The sequence below is a fragment of the uncultured Xylophilus sp. genome (genome assembly GCA_913776965.1).
Taxonomy (GTDB): Bacteria; Pseudomonadota; Gammaproteobacteria; order Burkholderiales; family Burkholderiaceae_C; genus Xylophilus.
Genome location: CAJYQL010000123.1, coordinates 36,938 through 58,547, shown reverse-complemented (window position 1 = coordinate 58,547; position 21,610 = coordinate 36,938). Strand labels below are relative to the sequence as shown.

General features: G+C 70.3%; 19 protein-coding genes and 1 pseudogene. 12 read left to right on the top strand and 8 right to left on the bottom strand.

Features of this window, described 5'->3' with window-relative positions:
• Positions 1-16: 16 nt before the first annotated feature.
• Both QZ500_RS17305 and QZ500_RS17300 read left to right on the top strand, forming a co-directional pair.
• On the top strand, positions 17-781 hold the full coding sequence (locus tag QZ500_RS17305; RefSeq protein WP_295856951.1) for a helix-turn-helix transcriptional regulator: 765 nt from the start codon (positions 17-19) through the stop codon (positions 779-781).
• Between the two features lie 67 nt (positions 782-848).
• Complete coding sequence (locus tag QZ500_RS17300; RefSeq protein ID WP_295856949.1) at positions 849-2,240, top strand: aminopeptidase P N-terminal domain-containing protein; 1,392 nt, start codon at positions 849-851, stop codon at positions 2,238-2,240.
• 549 nt (positions 2,241-2,789) lie between these two features.
• Here the strand turns inward: QZ500_RS17300 and QZ500_RS17295 are convergent.
• From QZ500_RS17295 to QZ500_RS17285, 3 genes are all read right to left on the bottom strand, one after another.
• Positions 2,790-3,005 (bottom strand): hypothetical protein, encoded by a 216-nt coding sequence (locus QZ500_RS17295; protein WP_295856947.1) that lies wholly within the window; start codon positions 3,003-3,005, stop codon positions 2,790-2,792.
• 112 nt (positions 3,006-3,117) lie between these two features.
• Positions 3,118-4,581 (bottom strand): esterase-like activity of phytase family protein, encoded by a 1,464-nt coding sequence (locus QZ500_RS17290; protein WP_295856945.1) that lies wholly within the window; start codon positions 4,579-4,581, stop codon positions 3,118-3,120.
• A gap of 281 nt (positions 4,582-4,862) precedes the next feature.
• Positions 4,863-5,735: an MBL fold metallo-hydrolase gene (locus tag QZ500_RS17285; RefSeq protein ID WP_295856943.1), complete on the bottom strand. Its 873-nt coding sequence runs from the start codon at positions 5,733-5,735 to the stop codon at positions 4,863-4,865.
• A 79-nt stretch (positions 5,736-5,814) separates the two neighbouring features.
• Here QZ500_RS17285 and QZ500_RS17280 point away from each other — a divergent pair, with 79 nt between their 5' ends.
• From QZ500_RS17280 to QZ500_RS17270, 3 genes are all read left to right on the top strand, one after another.
• Entirely contained in the window at positions 5,815-7,239 is a 1,425-nt protein-coding gene (locus tag QZ500_RS17280; protein ID WP_295856941.1) for an MmgE/PrpD family protein, read from the top strand.
• Positions 7,240-7,324: 85 nt separating this feature from the next.
• On the top strand, positions 7,325-7,528 hold the full coding sequence (locus QZ500_RS17275) for a type II toxin-antitoxin system VapB family antitoxin (protein ID WP_295856939.1): 204 nt from the start codon (positions 7,325-7,327) through the stop codon (positions 7,526-7,528).
• Positions 7,525-7,905 (top strand): PIN domain-containing protein, encoded by a 381-nt coding sequence (locus QZ500_RS17270; RefSeq protein ID WP_295856937.1) that lies wholly within the window; start codon positions 7,525-7,527, stop codon positions 7,903-7,905. The genes QZ500_RS17275 and QZ500_RS17270 overlap by 4 nt, the downstream gene beginning before the upstream one ends.
• A 64-nt stretch (positions 7,906-7,969) precedes the next feature.
• Here QZ500_RS17270 and QZ500_RS17265 read toward each other — a convergent pair whose 3' ends face one another.
• The 4 genes from QZ500_RS17265 to QZ500_RS17250 all read right to left on the bottom strand — a co-directional run bounded on the left by QZ500_RS17265 (position 7,970) and on the right by QZ500_RS17250 (position 10,808).
• Entirely contained in the window at positions 7,970-8,509 is a 540-nt protein-coding gene (locus tag QZ500_RS17265) for a hypothetical protein (protein WP_295856936.1), read from the bottom strand.
• Positions 8,510-8,662: 153 nt separating this feature from the next.
• Positions 8,663-9,004 (bottom strand): hypothetical protein, encoded by a 342-nt coding sequence (locus tag QZ500_RS17260; RefSeq protein WP_295856935.1) that lies wholly within the window; start codon positions 9,002-9,004, stop codon positions 8,663-8,665.
• Positions 9,005-9,063: 59 nt separating this feature from the next.
• A complete protein-coding gene (locus QZ500_RS17255) occupies positions 9,064-9,663 on the bottom strand; it encodes a DUF4303 domain-containing protein (protein ID WP_295856934.1) in 600 nt (199 codons plus the stop codon).
• Positions 9,664-9,998: 335 nt separating this feature from the next.
• Complete coding sequence (locus tag QZ500_RS17250) at positions 9,999-10,808, bottom strand: IclR family transcriptional regulator (protein ID WP_295856933.1); 810 nt, start codon at positions 10,806-10,808, stop codon at positions 9,999-10,001.
• 172 nt (positions 10,809-10,980) lie between these two features.
• Between QZ500_RS17250 and QZ500_RS17245 the strand changes: the two genes are divergently transcribed.
• The 7 genes and pseudogenes from QZ500_RS17245 (at position 10,981) to QZ500_RS17215 (ending at position 20,291) form a co-directional block, all read left to right on the top strand.
• Entirely contained in the window at positions 10,981-12,444 is a 1,464-nt protein-coding gene (locus tag QZ500_RS17245) for an FAD-binding oxidoreductase (RefSeq protein WP_295857017.1), read from the top strand.
• 74 nt (positions 12,445-12,518) lie between these two features.
• Complete coding sequence (purB, locus tag QZ500_RS17240) at positions 12,519-13,877, top strand: adenylosuccinate lyase (protein WP_295856932.1); 1,359 nt, start codon at positions 12,519-12,521, stop codon at positions 13,875-13,877.
• 132 nt (positions 13,878-14,009) lie between these two features.
• Positions 14,010-15,002, top strand: a complete 993-nt coding sequence (locus QZ500_RS17235) for a tripartite tricarboxylate transporter substrate binding protein (protein WP_295856931.1) — start codon at positions 14,010-14,012, stop codon at positions 15,000-15,002.
• A gap of 39 nt (positions 15,003-15,041) precedes the next feature.
• The gene (locus QZ500_RS17230; RefSeq protein WP_295856929.1) at positions 15,042-15,908 is read left to right on the top strand and encodes a sulfurtransferase; all 867 of its coding nucleotides are present in this window, start codon (positions 15,042-15,044) and stop codon (positions 15,906-15,908) included.
• Between the two features lie 33 nt (positions 15,909-15,941).
• Positions 15,942-16,928 (top strand): tripartite tricarboxylate transporter substrate binding protein, encoded by a 987-nt coding sequence (locus QZ500_RS17225; RefSeq protein WP_295856928.1) that lies wholly within the window; start codon positions 15,942-15,944, stop codon positions 16,926-16,928.
• A 143-nt stretch (positions 16,929-17,071) separates the two neighbouring features.
• Entirely contained in the window at positions 17,072-19,393 is a 2,322-nt protein-coding gene (locus QZ500_RS17220; RefSeq protein WP_295856926.1) for a molybdopterin guanine dinucleotide-containing S/N-oxide reductase, read from the top strand.
• A 206-nt stretch (positions 19,394-19,599) separates the two neighbouring features.
• Positions 19,600-20,291, top strand: a pseudogene (locus QZ500_RS17215) (MarC family protein).
• Between the two features lie 115 nt (positions 20,292-20,406).
• Here the strand turns inward: QZ500_RS17215 and chrA are convergent.
• Complete coding sequence (chrA, locus tag QZ500_RS17210) at positions 20,407-21,597, bottom strand: chromate efflux transporter (RefSeq protein WP_295856924.1); 1,191 nt, start codon at positions 21,595-21,597, stop codon at positions 20,407-20,409.
• Positions 21,598-21,610 lie beyond the last annotated feature (13 nt).

Here is a 21,610-nt window from a genome sequence, read left to right as displayed (position 1 = left end):
CCGGAAGATGACAGGCATGAGACGCTGGCAGCCCGCACCCGTCGCCGACCGGCGCAGCCGGGTGCTGGCCGACTGGGTCGGCCATGTCGGCAGCCCGGACTTCGGCCAGGCGGTGCTCGACGGCATGCAGGACCTGCTGCCGGCGGCGTCTTGGTCGGTCTACCGCGTCGGCGCCGCGCCCCGGCTGTTCCTGTCGGCCAGCCGCGGCGTGCCCGACACCACCCACGACTGCTGGCGCGCCTACCTGAGCGGGCCGCACCGGCGCGACCGCAGCCTGCCGACCGGCGCGGCCGCGGCCCGTGCGCCGCTGCTCTGCCACCTGACGGCCGGCGAGGTGTCGGCCGAGCACCGGGCCAAGGTCTACGAGGCGCACGGCATGGCCGAGCGCATCTCCGTCGCCGAGGCGCAGGCCGACGGCACCGTGTTCGCCGTCAACTTCTACCGGCACGGCCACCAGCGCGCCTTCACCGACACCGCGCTGGACGACTTCGGCGCTCTTGCGCTGCCGCTGCTGGCGCTGGTGCGCAGGCATACCGTGCTGGCCGCGCAGCTGCCGGCCGGCCCGCCGGCGGCCGGTTTCGACGCGCGCCTGCAGCAGGTCTGCCCGGCGCTCACCGTGCGCGAACGCGCGGTCTGCGTGCGGCTGCTGCAGGGCATGACGCAGGACGGCATCGCGGCCGATCTGGCGCTCGCGGTGCCGACCGTCAAGACCTACCGCAACCGCGCGTTCGCCCGGCTCGGCATCCACTCCCGGCACGAGTTGCACGCGCGGCTGGCGTAGCGGCGGGGCCGGGGCGGGACGGGCCGCACGGGAGGACAATGGCCCGTTCCCTTCCTTCTGCACCGCCATGACAGCCACCGCCTCGATCCACGCCGCCCGCCGCGCACGCCTGGCCGCCTCGCTCGGCGCCGACGGCATCGCCCTCGTGCCGACCGCGCCCGAGCGCACCCGCAACCGCGACAGCGAATTCCTCTACCGACACGACAGCTACTTCCACTACCTCACCGGCTTCACCGAGCCGAACGCCTGGCTGGTGCTGACCGGCGACTGCCGCTCCACGCTGTTCTGCGCGCCCAAGGACCTGGAGCGCGAGATCTGGAACGGCTACCGGCTCGGCCCCGAGGCCGCGCCCGCCGCGCTGGGGGTGGACGAGGCGTTCTCGGTGGACGAGCTCGGCACCCGCCTGCCGCGGCTGCTCGAGAACCGCGACGCCGTCTGGTACCCGTTCGCGACGCATGCCGGGCTGGAGACGCAGGTCGACGGCTGGCTCGCCCAGGTCCGCGCCCGGTTGCGCATGGGCGCGCTCTGCCCCGAGCAGCAGCGCGACCTGTGCGGCCCACTGGACGAGATGCGGCTGGTCAAGGACGCGCACGAGCTCGCCACTATGCGCCGCGCCGCGCAGATCAGCGCCGAGGCCCATGTCCGCGCCATGCAGACCAGCGCCCGCCTGCTGCGCGAAGGCCGCGACGTGCGGGAATACCACCTGGATGCCGAGTTGCTGCACGCCTTTCGCACCGGCGGATCGCAGGCGCCGGCGTACAACTCCATCGTCGCCGCCGGCGCCAACGCCTGCGTGCTGCACTACCACGCCGATGCGGCGCCGGTGCGTGCGGGCGAGCTGGTGCTGATCGACGCCGGCTGCGAGCTCGACGGCTATGCGAGCGACATCACCCGCACCTTCCCGGCCGACGGCCGCTTCACCGGCCCGCAGCGCGCGCTCTACGACCTGGTGCTGGCCAGCCAGGCCGCGGCCGTCGCCGCGACCAAGGCCGGCAACCGATTCAACGACGCGCACGACGCCACGGTGCGGGTGCTGTCGCAGGGCCTGCTCGACCTCGGCCTGCTGCGGGCCGACGCGGTCGGCAGCGTGGACGACGTGGTGGAACAACGCGCGTATTTCCCGTTCTACATGCACCGCACCGGCCACTGGCTGGGCATGGACGTGCACGACTGCGGCAGCTACGTGGAGCCGAGCGAGACCGCCACCGTGACCGAGCGCCGCGACCCGCTGACCGGCGAGACGGTCAAAAGCCGGCCGAGCCGCATCCTGCGCCCCGGCATGGTCACGACCATCGAGCCGGGCCTCTATGTCCGGCCGGGCGAGGGTGTGCCGGAGGAGTTCTGGAACATCGGCATCCGCATCGAGGACGACGCGGTCGTCACCGAGGACGGCTGCGAGCTGATCACCCGCGGCGTGCCGGTGGAGGGCGGCGAGATCGAGGCGCTGATGCGGGGATGAATGCGCGGGGAATGCGGGCGGCGACGGGCGTTTCGGTACGAATCGGCCTCCAGCGCCCACGGGACATGCGCTGGCAGCTATCGAAAAAGTAGCGGGCGCTCGCGCAATGGTCGCCCGCCTGCGGCGGCGGTCCGGTCAGCCGGCGCCCCGCATCGCCTGCGCCCAGGGCGGCAGCGGCGCATCGACCAGCGTGGTGTCGCACGCCGTCCGCACGGCCACCAGACGCGGACCGCCGTCGGCGACCTCGCGTGCGTCGCCCAGGTAGGCGGCGTCGGCCAGCCTCAGGCGGCGCGCGCGGCATTGTCCTCGACGACCTCGCGTACCCGCTGGGCCAGCGTGCCGCGTGTCTGGGCCGCCAGCAGCCGGGCGGTCAGCGCGTCCACCGACTGCGGCGGTTGCCTCGTGCTGCCGACGGCCCGCTCGTACTACTCGATGGCGGTGCGCGCTTCCTGCATTCCCACGGCCCACCTGCTCCCTTCGTGCCGATGCCCGGAGGGCCGACGGCCGTCCGGGCAGGTGATGGACTCGACGGGAGGAATGAACCGAAGGCTACTTCGCGTGGTCCTGCTTCGCGCCCTTGTCGCCTTTGTCGGCCTTGTCCGCCTTGTCTGCCTTGTCGGCGGCATCGTCCGACTCGTCGCGCTGCAACGCAGGCTTCTGGCCCGGCTGCGGTGCGTGGATCGCACCGGGTGCGATCTCTTCGCCGTGTTTCTTCTTTTCCTGTTGCACTTTTTTGTCGTGCGCGACATTGCGTGGATCAGTCATGCCGGCAGGATGGCCCTGCGGATATCCGCCCGGGGTCGGACGCAGCGCTGCTCCGGGTGAAGAACCTGTCCAACCGTCGCCGCCGACGCCGCCTACAGACGGCGTGCCGTCCTCAAGGCGCCCGCAGGAACGCCCCCACCTCAAGCAGCACCATCTCGTTGTCGTCCGCCTGGTTCGGCGACCGGCTGCTGGAGAACGGCAGGTTGTTGTCGTTGCCGACGACGATGTGGTTCGCATCGACCACGTCCACGTTCTCGATCGTGAAGAACGGGAAGGTCAGCACGCCGCCGTCGAGCGGCGTGCGGGCGCGTCGCTGCGGGTCCTGGATGTTCATCAGGTCGATGTAGCCGATCTTGCGCACTGCGCCGCCCGCGTTCGCATCGGTCATCTCGATCTTGTAGACGCGCTTGAACTTCGCCAGGTCGTGGAAGCAGTCGCCGCGCTTCTCGCCCGGCGGGCAGGCGCGGGCGGCGGTGCCTTCGCCGTTGTCGCGCTCGATCACCAGGGCAGTGGTCGCATCGACCATGTTGAAGTCGCCGATCGCGTGGCCGTTGGCCTCCAGCGGGTACCGCCAAGACCGGCCGGTCCAGCGGGCCGCGCGGGTATCGAACTCCAGCACGCGCAGCGCTTCCTTGCCGCCGATGCGTTCGTAGTCCTTGGTGTCGGCATTCCACACCGGGCCTTCGAGCAGCGCATAGAGGCGGCTGCCGTCGGGCGAGGCGGCCATGCCCTCGAAGCCCTTGCTGCGCTTGATGTCGAAGCGCTGGGCGGCCGCCGGCGCCGCGTCGGGCGCGCCGGGGGTGAGCACCGCCGGATGGTCGGGCGAGCGGACCGGCTTGCCGTCGACCAGCGTGTCGAACACCGCAATCACCTTGCCCTGCAGATCCGCCTGGATCAGGAAGGGGCCGAACTCGTCGCCGATCCAGAGCGAGCCGCCGGCGAACTGAAAACTCTCGGGATCGAAGTCGCTGCCGGTCAGGTAGCGCTGCGCGGTGCCTTCCTGGACGATGCGGAACGGCACCTTCTTGTCAGGGTCGTGCAGGAAGACGGTGTGGAGCCGCTCGATGGTGCCGGCCTGGAAATCCATGCGGTAGTGGTTTAGGTACAGCATGAAGTCCGGCGAATTGGCCTTGGCGCCGGCGCCGTTGTCGGTCAGCACCCAGAAGGTGCCGTCGGCCATGCGCTTGATGCCCGAATGGCCCTGCAGCGGCTGGCCGGCGAAGGGCAGCGACACGCCGGTCTTGCGGCCGGCGGAGGTGCCTTCGACGCTGCCGATCTGCTCGACCCGCTGGCCAGTGGTGAACTTGCCGCTGCTGCGCAGGTCGGCCGGTGCGTCCGCCGGCGCGGGCACCAGGCTGCGGGCCGGCAGCAGCGCATGGCCGGCGAGCGTGGCGGGGAAGGCGACGGGCGGCGCGGCGGGCGCGGTGCCGGCAGCGGCGGCGGGCGTGGCCGGCGCCTGCTGGGCAGTGGCGGGCAGCGCCAGCATCGCGGCGGTGACGGCCAGCACGGCGGCGAAGGCGGGCAGGCGGCGGGCGGCCGGCAGGGCGGGAGTAGCGGGAGCGGAAGGGCGGACCATGGTGGAGACGGCGCGGGGAGCACAGGATGGGGAAGACGCGGAACCGGACGTCCCGCCGAATCCGCCACGGTGCCCGCGCCGCGTGACCCGGGCATGACAGCCGGGGCGAGGGCGCCGGCTCGCCGGCATCGGCGGGCGTCCCTGTGACTGCCGCCTGTCACCTGGTGTATGCGCAGCACCGGATACGACACAAATCCGCCTCCAGCGCCCGTCGCTGCGGCGCAAGCAGCTATCGTTTCAGGAGCGATGCCTTGGCGCCGGCACGCCGCGCACCGCCGCGTTCACAGCCGGTCGACCGGAATCTTCAGATAAGCCGTGCCGTTCGCCTCCGCCGGCGGTAGCCGCCCGGCGCGCATGTTCACCTGCACCGAGGGCAGCATCAGCACCGGCAGCGCCAGCGTCGCATCGCGCGCCTGTCGGCGCTCGACGAAGGCGGCTTCGTCTACCCCGTCGCGCACATGGATGTTGGCCGCGCGCTGCTCGGCCACCGTGGTGCGGCAGGTGGCGGTGCGGCCGGCGGGCGGGTAGTCGTGGCACAGGTACAGGGCGGTCTCCGGCGGCAGCGCCAGCAGCCGGCGGATCGAGCGGAACAGCGTCGGTGCGTCGCCGCCGGGAAAGTCGCAGCGGGCGGTGCCCAGGTCCGGCATGAACAGCGTGTCGCCGACGAAGACCGCATCCGGCCCGCCCTCGGGGTCGGCGATGCGGTAGGCCACGTCGGCCGGCGTGTGGCCGGGCACGTGCAGCGCGGTGGCCTGCAGCCGGCCGATGGCGAAGGTCTCCCCGTCGGCGAACAGGCGGCCGAACTGGGAGCCGTCGGCCGCCATGTCCTCGGCGTGGAAGATGCCGCGGAACGCCTGCTGCACCTGGGTGATCCCGCGGCCGATCGCCAGCGTGCCGCCGAAGCGCCGCTGCAGCCAGGGTGCGCCCGACAGGTGGTCGGCATGCGCATGCGTCTCCAGCAGCCACTGCAGCCGCAGCCCGCGGGCCGACAGGTAGGCCCCCACCGCCTCGGCCGGCCGCGGGTCGGTGCGGCCGGCATGCGGGTCGAAGCCGAGCACCGGGTCGATCACCGCGCAATCGCCGGCGCCGTCGTCCAGCACATGGGTGAAGGTCGAGGTGCCGGCATCGAAGAAGGACTGGATCGAGAGCGTCATGGCAGCGGGCTTCCGGTGGCGATGCGTGTCATTTTATATAATGAAAGATGTTTCATTCAATAAAACAATGGAGACGACGATGGCGCTTTCCACCGACTCCTCTTCCGGCGACGCCCCGGCCCCCCGCAACGGCGACCTGCCCGAAGCCACGCTGGTTGCGCACGTGCTGGCGCAGGCCGCGCGCCCGATGCCGCAGGCCACGCGCGAACGGTTGTCGCAGGCACTGCTCGACTGGTTCACCGCAGGCTGGTCGGCGATAGACCTGCCCGCCGCCGCCACGCTGCGCGGCCTGGCGCGCGAGCTGTTCCCGGGCGACGGGCCGGCCGCGACGTTCGGCGACGCCGCCGGCGCCACCCCGATGGCCGCGGCCTTCGCCAACGCCGGCATCTGCCACCTGCGCGAGATCGACGACGCCCACCGCGCCGCGATGCTGCACCCCGGCGTGGTCGCGATCACCCCGGTGCTGGCGCTGGCGCCCGCGCTGGGCCTGACGAACGGCCAGGTCGCGCAGGCCATCGTCGGCGGCTACGAAGTCGCGCTGCGCGTCGGCGAGGCGATGGGCGCGGGCCACGCCGGCATGTTCCACGCCACCGCCACCGCGGGCGCGGTGGGCGCCGCGGCCGCCGCCGGCCTGGCGCTGGGCCTGGACGCCCCGCGGCTGCACCACGCCCTCGGCATCGCCGCCACCCAGGCCGCCGGCCTGTGGCAGCTGGTGGACGACGACGCGCACGAAGCCAAGTCGCTGCACCCCGCCTTCGCGGTGCGCAACGGCATGACCGCCGCCTACGCCGCCCGCGCCGGCCTGCCCGGTGCGCGCGCGTTCGTCACCGGCCCGCGCGGCCTGTACGCCGCACTGTCGGGCAATGGCCCGCTGTCCGCTCTGGACGGCGACCTGGATGCCCCGGCGCGCATCCACACCGCCACCATCAAGGCCTGGCCCGCCTGCGCCATGTTGTTCACCCCGCTGGACGCGACGCTGGAGCTGATCCAGCAGCACGGCATCGCCGCCGCCGACATACAGGCGGTGGACATCGCGATCTTTCCCCACGCCTTGAAGATCGCCGGCGTGCACTGGCCGGCCAAGGCGTCGGAGGCGAGCTTCTGTTTGCGCTATTTGGTCGCGGTGCTGCTGACGCGGGGCAGCATCGGCATCGCCGACGTGGAAGCGCCCGCGTTCGACGACCCGGCCCTGCAGGCGTTGGCCGGGCGCATCACGGTCCGGACCGAGCCGGAGTACCAGAAGGCGTTCCCGCAGAAGCGGCCGAGCGAGGTGCGGATCGTGCTGCGCGACGGGCGGGAGGTGCGTGCGTACCGGGAACTGCGGCGGGGCGATCCGGAGGACCCGTTCACCTGGGAAGGGCTGCAGGCGCGGTTGCGGGCGTTTGCGCCGGCGGTGGACGATTCGACGGCGCACGCTTTGGTCGCGGCCTGCCAGGCATTGCCGAGTGAAGACTTTGCTGGGCACGCGGCGCGTTGGGATACTCCACTGTTCAGCGCCGGATGAACCGTCGAGTGTCGGCAGACGACCAAGGCCGTTCCATCAGTCATCAATCTGATGCATGATGATGCCGATTTTGATGAGGAAAGCCATGCGCACTACCGTCACCATCGACGACACCCTGTACGACCGCGCCCTGGAAGTGGCCGATCCGACCATGGACAAGGCCGACCTGTTCCGCGAGGCGGTCAAGACCTTCGTCCGCGTGCAGGCGGGCCGGCGGCTGGCTGCGCTGGGCGGGACGGCCCCTGACCTGGCCGATGTTCCGCGCCGGCGCGAGGATGCTCCCGCGTGAGGGTCCTGGTCGATACCTCCGTCTGGATCGCGCATTTCCGGCAGCGTAACGACGCGCTTGCAGCACTGCTGGAGGCCGACCGGGTGCTGATGCATCCCATGGTGCTGGGCGAGATCGCCTGCGGAACACCACCGCAGCGCACCGCCCTACTGCGCGACCTAGCCGATCTGGCGCCGGCCAGCCAAGCCACGGTCGGGGAGGTCATCGCCTTCCTGGACCGTGAGCAGCTATACGACCGCGGTTGTGGACTGGTGGACCTGACCTTGCTGGCCTCGACGATCCTGACGCCCGAGGCAGTCCTGTGGACCCTGGACCGCCGGCTGGCCGACATGGCGGAGGCTCTCGGGGTTTTGTACCTCGCTGTGCCGCTGCACTAACGTTTGACATGAGAGGCTCGGCCCGGCTTGTCGGGATGAGTCCTCTCGACGGAAGGGTTGGGCGTCATCGCAGGAGAACCTTCGCCACCAGGATTGCGGGATCGTTCTCGTACGCTCGATCCGCCAGGGCTGTGACTCTCTTCTTTATGTCTTCAGGAGACCAGAAGAGCAGCCCTTTCTCTTGCATGAACTGTTGTATGGGTTCGCTGCGATTCTGATGAACCTTTCCGACCGCCAGCCCCAGAACCACTTTCGTTTGTTCGTTGGCCATCCCGCACGCGATCAGATCTTGATGCAATCTTTCGAGGACTATCGTTCGATAGCGCTTTGACGTGAAGAGCTTGTAGCGCCCTTCCGGTGTTTCGTGTTCAGCTTGCAGTTGTTTTAGAGCGAGGCCGCCTGAGTCTAGGAACGACTTGACTTCCATCGCTACCACTTCGTTCTTCTCGAACCGGAAAGCGAGGATGTCGATTTCTGGTCTCGGAATTGATGGCTTCCCAATTTCTCTTTTCTCTTCCTTGGTAAGGCTGACTTTGAATGAGCGGCGTATCCAATACCCGTCTGTTTCGAGTAGGGTGCAGACCAAGCTTTCAAAGTGATCCATGTTCTTCCTATGACGCCCAACGTTTGACATGAGGGGCGTTGACCGGCTTGCCGGGCAGCGTCCTTTCGATGGAAGGGTTAGGCGTTGCGTTGCGCATGGCGCATGCCTGCCTTCCGCTTGCCTCACGTCTATGCGACTGTTGCTTGGCGTAGTTCATTGCGTTTCCCAGCCAACTCTGTTTCCGATGGATTCCCATGCACCGCGAAGAACACTTTGATTTTCAGGGTGTACTGTGATCAGAGAAAGCAGATGGTCGGATGTGAAGATCGTTCGCACGCCGCCAATCAGATATTCGATCTTGACGAAGTCTTCTGTGGGCGTGAATGGCGGCACCGAGAGTGGAGCGACTTGGTGACCAAGCTGTTTGATCTCGCCTAGGAAGTCTTCGACGCACTGCCGCCATTCCTGGTTGTCAAAAGACTCTCCCCAATCGTACGAAAGCCATAGCGCCTCAGGATCGTGATCGATCGCGCCAAGTGGGTAGAGCCTGTACATCTGCAACGCCTAACGTCAGATTTCAGCGGACGCCGCAGGCGGTCCGATGGAAATGCATGTTAGGGCTCATAGCTATCGTCTGATGGCCACCGCGTAGCCCGCAACCTTGCGAGTCGCTTGGCGTCGAGTGTCAGATCAGCCTCAAATACGCGACAAATTGAGAATGGGTTCACTTCTTCGGAATTAACAAGACGCGCCTCGTCACTTTGGTCTCCGGCTAGCAACGTGATGAGGCAATCTGGCGCGAAGATGTTGGAGCCGCGCACGGTTTTAAGCACATCCACAAAAACTGCGTGAACCTCGCGATAGACGCGATCTGAATCCCCTGCAGGATCCTGGCGCACAGCATTCCAAATTTGACTCAGAAGCGCATTGCTTCTTTCGAAAAGGTGCTCGTTTTCCAAGTGGTACGGAGAGTCACAGGGGCTCCATTTCAAGTCGCGAACTGCTTTCTGAATATTTTCAAACGATCCCTTCTGCACGTAGTTCTTTGCGATCTGATGGAGCCCTTCAACCGTGGAAACGGTATCGCATACGTATCCATACTCGCCGCTTGTATAAAGCGCTGCGCAATAAATCGTCTCAAAACGATGCTGGGCTGCCGAACGCCGAAAAGCCTCAAGCGCGGCTTTTTCAAGCTCGATGCGTAGTTGATCCATGATTCCGATGCGCCCTAACGTGAATTGGACGACAGCGATGAAGAACTGGATGGTCCGCCAATGCGCAAAATCTGCTTTCTCCTGCGGCCAATCCGACCACACGGCTGTTTATACAAACCTAAATTTTCACGGATGGTTTTCAACGCTTGTTCCTGGCACAGGGTCGGTCCTGGGCGAGTCATCTGATACGCCTGCATTGCAACCGTCGATGGTGCCTGATGCCCAGGCCCACCGCCCTCTGCAGAAACCCGCGAAATACCGTTTTCAGATGCCCTGTGTCGCCTTGGCAGCACCTCTGTAGATGGATGCATCGCCCGCTGCCCGTGCGCATCCCCTCACACCGCCGGCTGCCGCCACCCAAACCCCTGCTCCCCCAACGCCCGCCGCGCCACCTCCACCGCCTTCCTTTGAGCCGCCGCACTCTGCCGCGGCGCCAGGCCGATCACCACCAGCGCGCCCAGGAAGCTGCCGTCGCCCTCGAACACCGGCAGCGCGACCGAGGCCATCTGGTCGACCCGCTCGCCGCGGGTGATCGCATAACCGTCCTGCAGCACCTGGGCTTGCAGCGGCGTGTCGCCGCCGGTGAAGGTCTTCAGCACATGCGCCGACGAGCCGCCGGCCGCGAGCGGCAGGCGGTTGCCGATCTCGACGTGGTGGCGCACCTCGTTGGCGCTGTTCTCGCGGTACAGGCAGACCCGCTCCTCGCCGCTGCGCACATAGAAGGCGACCGTCTCGCCGGTCTGCTGCATCACCTGGCGTAGCACCGGCTGCAGCCGCGCGCCCAGGTCGAAGGTGCGGCGGTACAGCATGCCCATGTGCAGCAGCGCCGGGCCGGGCGCGTAGCAGCCGTCGTCGAAGCGGTGCAGCATGCGCGCCTTCACCAGCACGCCGGCCAGCCGCAGCAGCGTGGCCTTGTCCAGCCCGGTCAGCGCGGCCAGATCGCGCAGCGGCAGGCGCAGCCGGTCTTCGGAGAAGCATTCCAGGATGGAGATGCCGCGTTCCAGCACGCCCGACGGCGGCTGGGGCGATGCGGCCGCGCCGGAGCCGTCGGTGGCGGCAGGCGCCGCCGATGTTGTCGCGGATGCCCCGGTTTTCGGGCGAGGCGCCGCGATGCGAGCGGCGGCAGGAGGGGACGTGCGGGCCATGGTCGTCGTGGGTGCGGGTCGCGCGGCACCGCCCCCGGCATGTCCCGCCGTTTGACAGTCCGCAGGGACACGCCTATAGTTTCAACGTTTGAAATATATTTCATTCATTGAAACAAAGCAAGTGGAGACAACCTTCGATTCCTGTACCGACCGGCCCCTGCCGGCGACCGTACTGTCGTCCGGCGGCGACCGCACCGATGCGCTGATCGCGACGCTCGCCGCCATCGTTGGCGCGCCCCAGGTGCTGACCGCCCTAGCCGACAAGGCCCGCTACGAAGCGGAATGGCGCCGCACCTACCCGGGCGATGCGCTCGCGGTGGTGCGGCCCGCCAGCACCGACGAGGTGTCGCGCGTGGTCGCGGCCTGCGCGGCGGCGGGCGTGGCGGTGGTGCCGCAGGGCGGCAACACCGGGCTGGTGGGCGGCTCGACGCCCGACAATTCCGGCACCGAGGTCGTGCTGAGCCTCGACCGCATGCGCGCGGTGCGCCGCGCCGATCCGCTCGACAACACGCTCACGGTCGAGGCCGGCTGCACCGTGCTCGCCGCGCAGCAGGCGGCCGAGGCAGCGGGCCGGCTGTTCCCGCTGTCGCTGGCGTCGGAAGGCAGCGCCACCGTCGGCGGCGTGGTCTCGACCAACGCCGGCGGCGAGCAGGTGCTGCGCTACGGCAATACCCGCGAGCTGGTGCTGGGCCTGGAAGTCGTGCTGGCCGACGGCCGGGTGCTCGACCTGCTGGGTGCCCTGCGCAAGGACAACACCGGCTACGACCTGAAGCAGCTGTTCATCGGCGGCGAAGGCACGCTCGGCATCGTCACCGCCGCGGTGTTCAAGCTGTTCGCCCGGCCGCGCACCGTGGTCACCGCTTGGGTGGCGGTGCGCGATCCGCAGGCCGCGGTCGAGCTGCTGTCGCGGCTGACCGATGCGGTCGGCGAACGCGTCACCGCTTTCGAGCTGATCGGCGACGGCCCGCTCGGCATGGTGCTGCAGCACGGCACCGCCGGCATGCGTGCGCCGCTGGGCAGCGTGCCCGCCTGGTCGGTGCTGTTCGACGTGTCGGAAGTCTCCGCCCGCATCGACCCGGCGCCGGCGGTGGAAGAGGTGCTCGGCGCCGCGATGGAGGACGGCCTGGTGCTCGATGCCGCGCTCGCCGCCTCCGACAGCCAGGCCCACGCGTTCTGGGCGCTGCGCGAATTCGTGCCCGAGGCGCAGCGGCTCGAAGGCCCGTCGGTCAAGCACGACATCGCGGTCGCGATCTCGCGCATCCCGCAGTTCATCGACGAAGCCGGCGCCGCGCTGCAGGCTTTCATGCCGGGCATCCGCATCGTCTGCTTCGGCCACGTGGGCGACGGCAACCTGCACTACAACCAGAGCGCGCCGGCCGGCATGGCCGCCGCCGACTTCCGCGCGCAGGAAGAGGCGATCCACGACATCGTGCACGCCACCGCCGCGCGGCTCGGCGGCTCGATCTCGGCCGAGCACGGCATCGGCCGCCAGAAGCAGGCGGCCTTCCTTCACTACAAGAGCCCGGTCGCGCTCGACGCGATGGCCCGCATCAAGCAGGCGCTCGACCCGGCGCAGACCTTCAACCCCGGCCGCGTGCTGCCGCGCCTACGGCCCCGGCCGGCCGCGGCGCGCTAGGCCCGCCGGCCGCGCCGGCCTGCTGCTTCCTTCTTTTTCCTTTCTTTCCTTTCACGCTTTCCAGGATTCCGCCCATGCCCGTCTCCGTCTTCGACATGCAATCGCTCCAGCACCTCTGGGGCACCGAGGAACTGCGCACCATCTTCGGCGAGGAGAACCGCATCCAGAAATGGCTGGATTTCGAGGCCGCGCTGGCCGAGGCCCAGGCCGAGCTGGGCATCATCCCGGCGGCCGCGGCCGCCGAGATCGCCGCGCAGTCGAAGGTCGCGAACATCGACATCGCCACCATGTCGGCCGAGATCCGCCGCATCAAGCACTCGCTGGTGCCCACGCTCAAGCAGCTGCAGGCCGCCTGCTCGAAAGAGAACGGCGAATGGGTGCACTACGGCGCCACCACGCAGGACGTGGTCGATACCGGCGTGGCGCTGCAGCTGAAGGAATTCCACGCGGTCGCGCTGCGCGACCTGCAGGCCGTGGGCCGGGAGCTGGCTCGCCTGGCCGTGGCCCACCGCGACACGCCGATGGCCGGCCGCACCCACGGCGTGCAGGCGCTGCCGATCACCTTCGGCCACAAGTGCGCGCTGTGGCTCGATGAACTGGGCCGCCACCACGAGCGGCTGGTGCAGGCCGCGCCGCGGGTGCTGGTCGGCATGTTGGCCGGCGCGGTCGGCAGCCAGGCATCGCTCGGCCCGAAGGCGGTGGAGCTGGAGGCGCGGATGCTGCAGAAGCTCGGCCTGGGCGCACCGGCGATCAGCTGGGCGCCCGCGCGCGACCGTTTCACCGAATACGCGCTGCTGCTCGCGATGATCGGTGCCACGCTGTCGAAGATCGGCAACGAACTCTTCAACATGCAGAGGAACGAGTTCGGCGAAGTGGAAGAGGGCTTCTCCGACGGCAAGCTGGGCTCGTCGACCATGCCGCACAAGCGCAACCCGACCTCGGCCGAGAACCTGGCCGGCCTGTCGCGGCCGCTGCGCTACAACGCCACGATGATGGTCGAGGGCATGGTGCAGGAAGGCGAGCGCGACGGCATCGCCTGGAAGATGGAATGGAAGGCGCTGCCCGAATGCTGCCTGATCGCCGGCGCCATGCTGTTCCAGGCAAAAAACCTGCTCGGCGGCCTGAAGGTGAACGCCGACGTGATGGCCGCCAACCTCGACAAGATGCGCGGCTACCTGCTCTCCGAGCGGGTGATGCTGGAACTCTCGGAGCGGGTGGGCAAGCAGACCGCGCACGAATGGATCTACGAAGCGTCGATGCACGGCATCACCGGCAAGCTGACCTTCGCCGATGCGATGCGCCAGCACCCAGGCCTGGGCCAGCTGCTGACCGACGACGAGATCCGCGACCTGACCGATCCGGCCGGCTACCTGGGCGAATGCGGCGCGTCAGTGGACCGCGTGGTCGCGCAGCAGCAGGGCTGGATCAATTAACTCGCCCCCAGGCTGCGCGCTACGCGTCTTCGCCTTCCCCCTGCCGGGGGCGGCACCTGCGGCCCGGCAAAGCCGGTTCCGCTGTGCCCCCCGGATGTGAGACCCGTCGCTACCCCAGAAAAAGGAGACACCGTGCCATCCACTGTCGCTGACAAGAAACTCCGCCGCCGCGTGGCGCTCGCCCTGGCGGGGCTGCTGGGGCTGGCCGCGCTGCCGGCCTGGGCGGCGTATCCGGAACAGCCGGTGCGGCTCGTCGTCGGGTTTCCGCCGGGCGGCGGCGGCGACCTGTACGGCCGGCTGATCGCCAACGCGCTCGGCAAGACGCTGGGCCAGCCGGTGGTGGTGGACAACAAGGCCGGCGCCGGCGGCAACATCGCCGCCGACCTGGTCGCCAAGGCCAAGCCCGACGGCTATACCCTGCTGCTCGCGATGAGCGGCAACCTGGCGGTGGCGCCCGCCACCAAGCCGCAGAGCCTGCCGTACAAGGTGCCCGACGACTTCGCGCCGATCGGCCTGATCCTGGAGGCGCCGCACGGCCTGTTCGTCGGCCACAACTCGCGCTTCAAGACCGCGCAGGAACTGCTGGCCGCGGCGAAGACGCAGAAGCTCAGCTTCGCCTCCACCGGCACCGGCGCGGCCGCGCACATCGGCATGGAGATGGTCAAGCAGTCGGCCGGCGTCGACATGCTGCACGTGCCCTACCGCGGCTCGGGCCCGGCGATCACCGACATGCTCGGCGGCCAGGTCGACAGCTTCTTCGCCACCGCATCGCCGCTGGTCGCGCAGGTGCGCCAGGGCCAGTTGCGCCTGCTGGCGATCACCGGCGACCGGCGCAACCCGGCGATCCCCGACGTGCCCACCTTCCAGGAGCTGGGCGTGCGGGTGCCGGTGGTGCAGTGGTACGGCCTGGTGGCGCCGGCCGGCACGCCCGAGCCGGTGCTGCGGACGCTGTCGGAGCACTTGGGCCGCGCGCTCGCGAGCGCCGAGGTGCGCGACGCGATCCGCAAGGACGCGGCCACCGAACGCCACCTGCCGGGCGACGCCTTCCGCAGCTTCATCACCGACGACATCGCCCGCTACAAGGCTGCGCTCACGCCCGCGCTGCTGAAGGAAATTACCAATTAGCGCTTGGGCGCACCGCACCCCCTCACCAGAATGCCCGCCATGACGACGACCCTCTACGACACCCTGATCTCCGCCGACCAGCTGGCCGCCGCACTGCAGTCCGCCACGCCGCCGGTGGTGCTCGACTGCAGCTTCGAGCTGACCGACCACGACGCCGGCCAGCGCGCCTATGCCGCAGGCCACGTGCCCGGCGCCCGCTACCTGCACCTGGAGCACGCCTTGTCGGCCGAGAAGACCGGCACCAACGGCCGCCATCCGCTGCCGAGCCGCGAGACCTTCGCCGCCACCATGGCCGCGTTCGGCATCGGCGACGACACCCAGGTCGTCGCCTACGACAACGCCGGCGGCATGTACGCCGCCCGCCTGTGGTGGATGCTGCGCTGGGCCGGCCACCGCGCCGTGGCGGTGCTCGACGGCGGCCTGGCCGCCTGGAAGGCCGCGGGCCAGCCGCTGTCCACCGACGTGCCGGCCGCGCCGCCAACCGGCCGCTTCACGCTGCGCACGCCGCTGGTCGCCACGGTGGACTACGCGGCCGTCAAGGCCAACATCGACAGCGGCGAACGCCTGGTGCTGGATGCCCGCGCGCCCGACCGCTTCCGCGGCGAGAACGAGACGATGGACCCGGTCGGCGGCCACATCCCGGGCGCCCGCAACCGGCTGTTCAAGGACAACCTGGGCGCCGACGGCCGCTTCAAGCCCGCCGCGCAGCTGCGCCACGAGTTCGACACAATCACCGGCGGCCGGCCGGCCGCGCAGCTGGTCAACCAGTGCGGCTCGGGCGTCACCGCCTGCCACAACCTGCTGGCGATGGAAGTGGCCGGGCTGCAGGGCGCGGCGCTGTATCCCGGTTCGTGGAGCGAGTGGTCGGCCCAGCCCGGTGCCCCCATCGCCACGGGCGCCGCCTGAAGCAGCCGCTTTCCCCTCCACTGGAGACACCCCATGCGCACACGCGAATTCCTCCGTCGTACCGTCACCGCCGCGGCCGTCGCCGCCACCGGCGTGCTGGCTCTGGCCGGCACCGCGCACGCGGCCTATCCCGAGCAGCCGATCAGGCTGGTCGTCGGTTTCCCGCCGGGCGGCGGCGGCGACCTGTACGGCCGCACCATCGCCACCGCGCTGTCGAAGACCGTCGGCCAGACGGTGATCGTCGACAACAAGGCCGGCGCCGGCGGCAACATCGCCGCCGAGTCGGTGGCGCGTGCCAAGCCCGACGGCTACACGCTGATCCTCGCGATGAGCGGCAACTTCGGCAGCGCGGTCGCCCTGCGGCCCAACCTGCCCTACAAGGTGCCGGACGACTTCGTGCCGATCGCCCAGCTGGTCGAGACGCCCTTCGGCCTGATGGTCGCCGCCAACTCGCCGATCAAGTCCGCCCGCCAGCTGGTCGCCGATGCCAAGGCCCGGCCCGGGAAGCTCACCTACGCCTCCACCGGCACCGGCGGCGCCGCGCAGATCGTGATGGAGATGGTCAAGCAGCAGGCCGACGTGGACATCCTGCACATCCCGTACAAGGGCTCGGGCCCGGCGCTCAACGACCTGTTCGGCGGCCAGGTGTCGAGCTTCTTCGCGCCCTACACGCCGCTGATGGGCCAGATCACCGGCGGCAAGCTGCGGCTGCTGGCGGTCAGCTCGGCCAAACGCATCCCGTCGCTGCCCGATGTGCCGACGCTGAAGGAGTCCGGCATCGACGTGGTGATGACGCAGTGGTACGGCCTGGCCGCGCCGGCCGGCACGCCTAAGGAGGTGGTGGACCACCTGAGCCGCGCGGTGGCCGAGGCGATGAAGGACCCGGAACTGCTGCGCGTCTACCGCGCCGACGGTGCGCAGGAATCGCAGCTCACCGGCGCCGCGTTCCGCGACTTCATCGTGAAGGACGCGGCCAACTACAAGCGGGCGGTCGAGCGCGGCAATCTGAAGGCCGAATGACGGCCGGTTGAAAGGCCCGCGGCTCCTTTGCAGCGGCTGCGCGGCCGCTGCCGGGCCCCGCGGCGCTCCTGCGGGCCGTCTGCACGGCCCGCTTCTCCATTCCCGGGCGCACCGCCGTGCCCGCCTTTCTGCGATCCCACCCCATGAACACCGAGTCCCCCGTCTTCAAGCCGCACAGCGCCCACTGGGGCGCGTTCTCCGCCGCCTGGGACGGGCGCACGCTGTCCGTGCGGCCCCACCCGGGCGATCCGGACCCGAACCCGCTGATCGACAACCTGCCGGGCGCGCTGCGCCACCCGGTGCGCGTCGCCACGCCGATGGTGCGCCGCGGCTGGCTGGAGCGCGGCCCCGGCCCGGACGCCGCCCGCGGCCACGACGACTACGTCGCGATGCCGTGGGACGAGGTGCTCGACCGGCTGGCGGCCGAGCTGCGCCGGGTCGGCGACACGCACGGCAACGGCGCGATCTTCGGCGGCTCCTACGGCTGGTCGAGCGCCGGGCGCTTCCACCATGCGCAGAGCCAGGTGCACCGCTTCCTCAACACCACGCTCGGCGGCTACGTGCGCTCGGTCAACAGCTACAGCGCCGGCGCCTCCGGGCCGATGCTGCCGCACATCCTCGGCGGCATGGACGAGGTGGCGCGCCGCAATGTCACCTGGGAGCAGATTGTCGACCACACCGACGTGGTGCTCGCCTTCGGCGGCATGGCGCTGAAGAACTCGCGCGTCGCCTCGGGCGGCATCAGCCGCCACGTCGAGCGCGACGCGATGCGCGCAGCGGCGGCGCGCGGCTGCCGCTTCGTCTCGATCAGCCCGATCCGCAGCGACCTGCCCGACGAGGCCGCCTTCGAATGGCTGGCACCGGTGCCCAACACCGACACCGCGCTGATGCTGGCGCTGGTGCACCAGCTGGTCGCCGACGGCAGCCACGACCGCGCTTTTATCGACCGCTACTGCGACGGCTGGGACACCTTCGAGGACTACCTGACCGGCCGCGCAGACGGCGTCGCCAAGAGCCCCGACTGGGCCGCGCCGATCTGCGGCCTGCCGGCGCGGCAGATCGCCGACCTGGCCCGCTCGCTGGTCGGCCGGCGCACGCTGGTGGTCGTGGCGCACGCGCTGCAGCGCGCCGAGCACGGCGAGCAGCCGGTGTGGATGGGCGCGGTGCTGGCCGCCGCGCTCGGCCAGATCGGCCTGCCCGGCGGCGGCTACAACTATGCGCTCGGCACGCTGGCGCACTACGGCAAGCGGACCAACGCGGTGCCGGCCGCAGCCCTCCCGCAGGGCACCAACGGGGTGAAGGAATTCATCCCGGTCGCCCGCATCAGCGACATGCTGCTGCACCCCGGCACACCGTTCGACTACAACGGCGTGCGCCGCACCTATCCGCACATCCGCCTGGCCTACTGGGCCGGCGGCAACCCGTTCCACCACCACCAGGACCTGCAGCGGCTGGCCGCGGCGTTCCGCACGCTCGACACCTTCGTCGTCCACGAAATCGCCTGGACCGCCACCGCCCGCCACGCCGACATCGTGCTGCCCTGCACCATGACGCTGGAGCGCGAGGACATCGGCGCCACGCCGACCGACCCGCTGGTGGTCGCGATGCACCGCATCGCCGAGCCGCATGGCCTGGCCCGCGACGACTACGACATCTTCTGCGACCTGGCCGCGCGCCTGGGCGGCCTGGAGGCCTTCAGCGAAGGCCGCGATACCCGCCAGTGGCTGGCCCACCTGTACGAGCGCACCCGCGCCGGCCTGGAGGCGCTGGGCCTGGAAGCACCCGCCTTCGACGACTTCTGGCAGCGCGGCGAACTGCGGCTGCCGCAGCGCGACGACGACGGCGGCATCCTGCGCGCCTTCCGCGACGACCCCGACGGCGCGCCGCTGCCGACGCCCAGCGGAAAGGTGCAGGTCGCCTCGCCGGTCGTCGCCGCCTTCGGCTATGCCGACTGCCCCGGGCACCCCGCCTGGCTCGCGCCCCGGTTCGCGCCCGATGCGGCCCATCCGCTCTGGCTGGTCGCCAACCAGCCGCACGACAAGCTGCACAGCCAGCTCGACTTCGGCGGCCACAGCCAGTCGGCCAAGCACCGCGGCCGCGCGGTCTGCCGCCTGCACCCGGTGGCCGCGGCTGCCCGCGGCATCGCCGACGGCGACATCGTGCGGCTGTTCAACGAGGTCGGCGCCTGCCTCGCCGCCGCCCGGCTGGACGCCGGCATGCGCGAGGACGTGGTGCAGCTGCCCACCGGCGCCTGGTACGACCCGGTACACGACGCCCAGGGCCGGCCGATGTGCGCCCACGGCAACCCCAACGTGCTGACCCGCGACATCGGCACCTCGTCGCTGGCGCAGGGCTGCGCAGGGCAACTGAGCACGGTGCAGGTGGAGCGGTATGCGGGCCCGGTGCCGCCGATCCGCGCGTTCGAGCTGCCGGCGGGGGCAGAAGCGGCCCGTGCGGCAGGCTGATCGTCGCTATTGTTTCGATAGCTGACGGCGCAGGCGCACTCTGCGCCGAGCGGGCTTTTGTGCATGAAGTCGGTACCGGACCGGCGTGGGCGCCGCCCGATGCAGCGGCGCGGCCGGTCCCGGCGGATCGCCTGGCGCGATCCAACCCTGTCTGCCGGGCGTCGGGGGAGCGCTGACTATGATCCCGCCTCGACCGAGGCCATCCCGTGACCGTTGAACTGCTCGGCGCCTTCAGCAAGAGTTTTCTGTTCGCGCTGGCGACCCTGCTGCCGATTCTCAATCCCGCCGCGACGGCCCCGATCTTCCTCGGGCTCACCCAGGGCGCGAGCGGCGCCACCCGTGCCATGCTGGCACGGCGCATCGCGCGCAACATGTTCTGGCTGCTGCTGGGGGCGATGCTGGTCGGCTCGTACGTGCTCGACTTCTTCGGGATTTCGCTGCCCATCGTGCGCGTCGGGGGCGGGCTGCTGTGGCGGCATCGGCCTGGCGGCTGCTCACTGCGACGCAGGCGACGGTGGACAGCCGCACCGAACTCGCCGAGAGCTTCACCGCCGACATGGCCAGCAGGCAGGCCTTCTATCCCCTGACCTTCCCGGTGTCCTGCGGCCCCGGATCGATCGCGGCGGCGATCACGGTCGGCGTATCGCTGGCCGATGTCCGGCTGTCGGTGTCCCTGGCCCGGGTGGGCGGCGGCATCCTGGCCCTGGCGACCATCGCCGTGCTGCTGTACCTGGCGTTTCGCTACGCGCAGCAACTGCTGCGGCCCCTGGGCGAGGCCGGCACCGTGACCTTTCTGCGCCTGGCGGCGTTCATCCTGCTGTGCCTCGGCGTCCAGATCGTGTGGAACGGCATCTACGAACTGGGTGTCGGCATGCTGCGGGCCGGCCTGGCGCCGTGAGAGCGCGGGTGGCCGCCGGGTGAGGGCGGTAGCGAAGGCGGCGGCCCGGTAGGCACCCGTGAAGTACAGGGTTCCGTAGCCGTCGCGCAGCGGGCCGGAGGCGTCGCCGCAGGACCTAGACGGTCAAAGCTCCCGCCACCGCCGCCAGCCCTACCACGACCACCGGCGACACCCGCCCCACCATCAGCAACCCGCCCGCCGCGACCGCCAGCGCCACGTCCATCCGCCCTTCGATCGCCTGCACGATCACCGGGTCGTACAGCGCTGCGGCCAGCACGCCGACCACCGCCGCATTGACGCCCGCCAGCGCCCGCTGCACCGCCGCGTGCCGGCGCAGCGTTTCCCAGAACGGCAGGGCGCCCAGCACCAGCAGCACGCCCGGTGCGAACAGCGCGACCAGCAGCACCGCCGCGCCGGCCACTCCGCCGAACGGCACCTGCATCGCCGCGCCCAGGTAGGCGGCGAAGGCGAACAGCGGGCCGGGCACGGCTTGCGCGGCGCCGTAGCCGGCCAGGAACAGGCCGTGGTCGATCCAGCCGGGCGGCACAGCGGCCGCCTGCAGCAGCGGCAGCACCACATGGCCGCCGCCGAAGACTAGCGCGCCGGCCCGGTAGAAGGCCGCGACGGCCGACCATCCGGCCGCGCCGGTGGCCGCCGCCACGAGCGGCAGGCCGACGAGCAGCAGGACGAACGCCAGCAGCAGCACCGCGCCGGTCCGGCGCGACACGCCGTAGCCGCCGATGGCGGGCGGCGCCTCGACCGCCGGCAGCGCCCAGCGGCCGACGACGGCGCCGAGCCCGATCGCCAGCAGCGGTCCGGCGGTCGGCGGGCCGAGCAGCACGACCAGCAGGGCCGCCACCGCCAGGCCGGCGCGCGGCCGGTCGGGGCACAGGCTGCGGCCCATGCCCCAGACCGCCTGCGCGACCACCGCCACCGCCGCGATCTTCAACCCGTGCAGCACACCGTCCAGCGCCGGGCCGCCCGCGACCGTCTGCAGCCCGAGGGCCAGCAGCACCAGCAGCAGCGCCGACGGCAGCGTGAAGCCGAGCCATGCGGCCGCCGCGCCCGCCATGCCGGCGCGCCGCAGGCCCAGGCCGATGCCGACCTGGCTGCTGGTCGGGCCCGGCAGGCACTGGCACAGCGCGACCAGGTCGGCGTAGTCGGCCTCGTCCAGCCAGCGGCGGCGCGCGACCAGTTCGGCCCGGAAATAGCCGAGGTGCGCGACCGGCCCGCCGAAGGCGGTGCAGCCGAGCCGCAGGAAGACGCGGAACACCTCGAAGACGGAGCCGGGAGCGGTACGGGGCATGCAGCGGGATGTG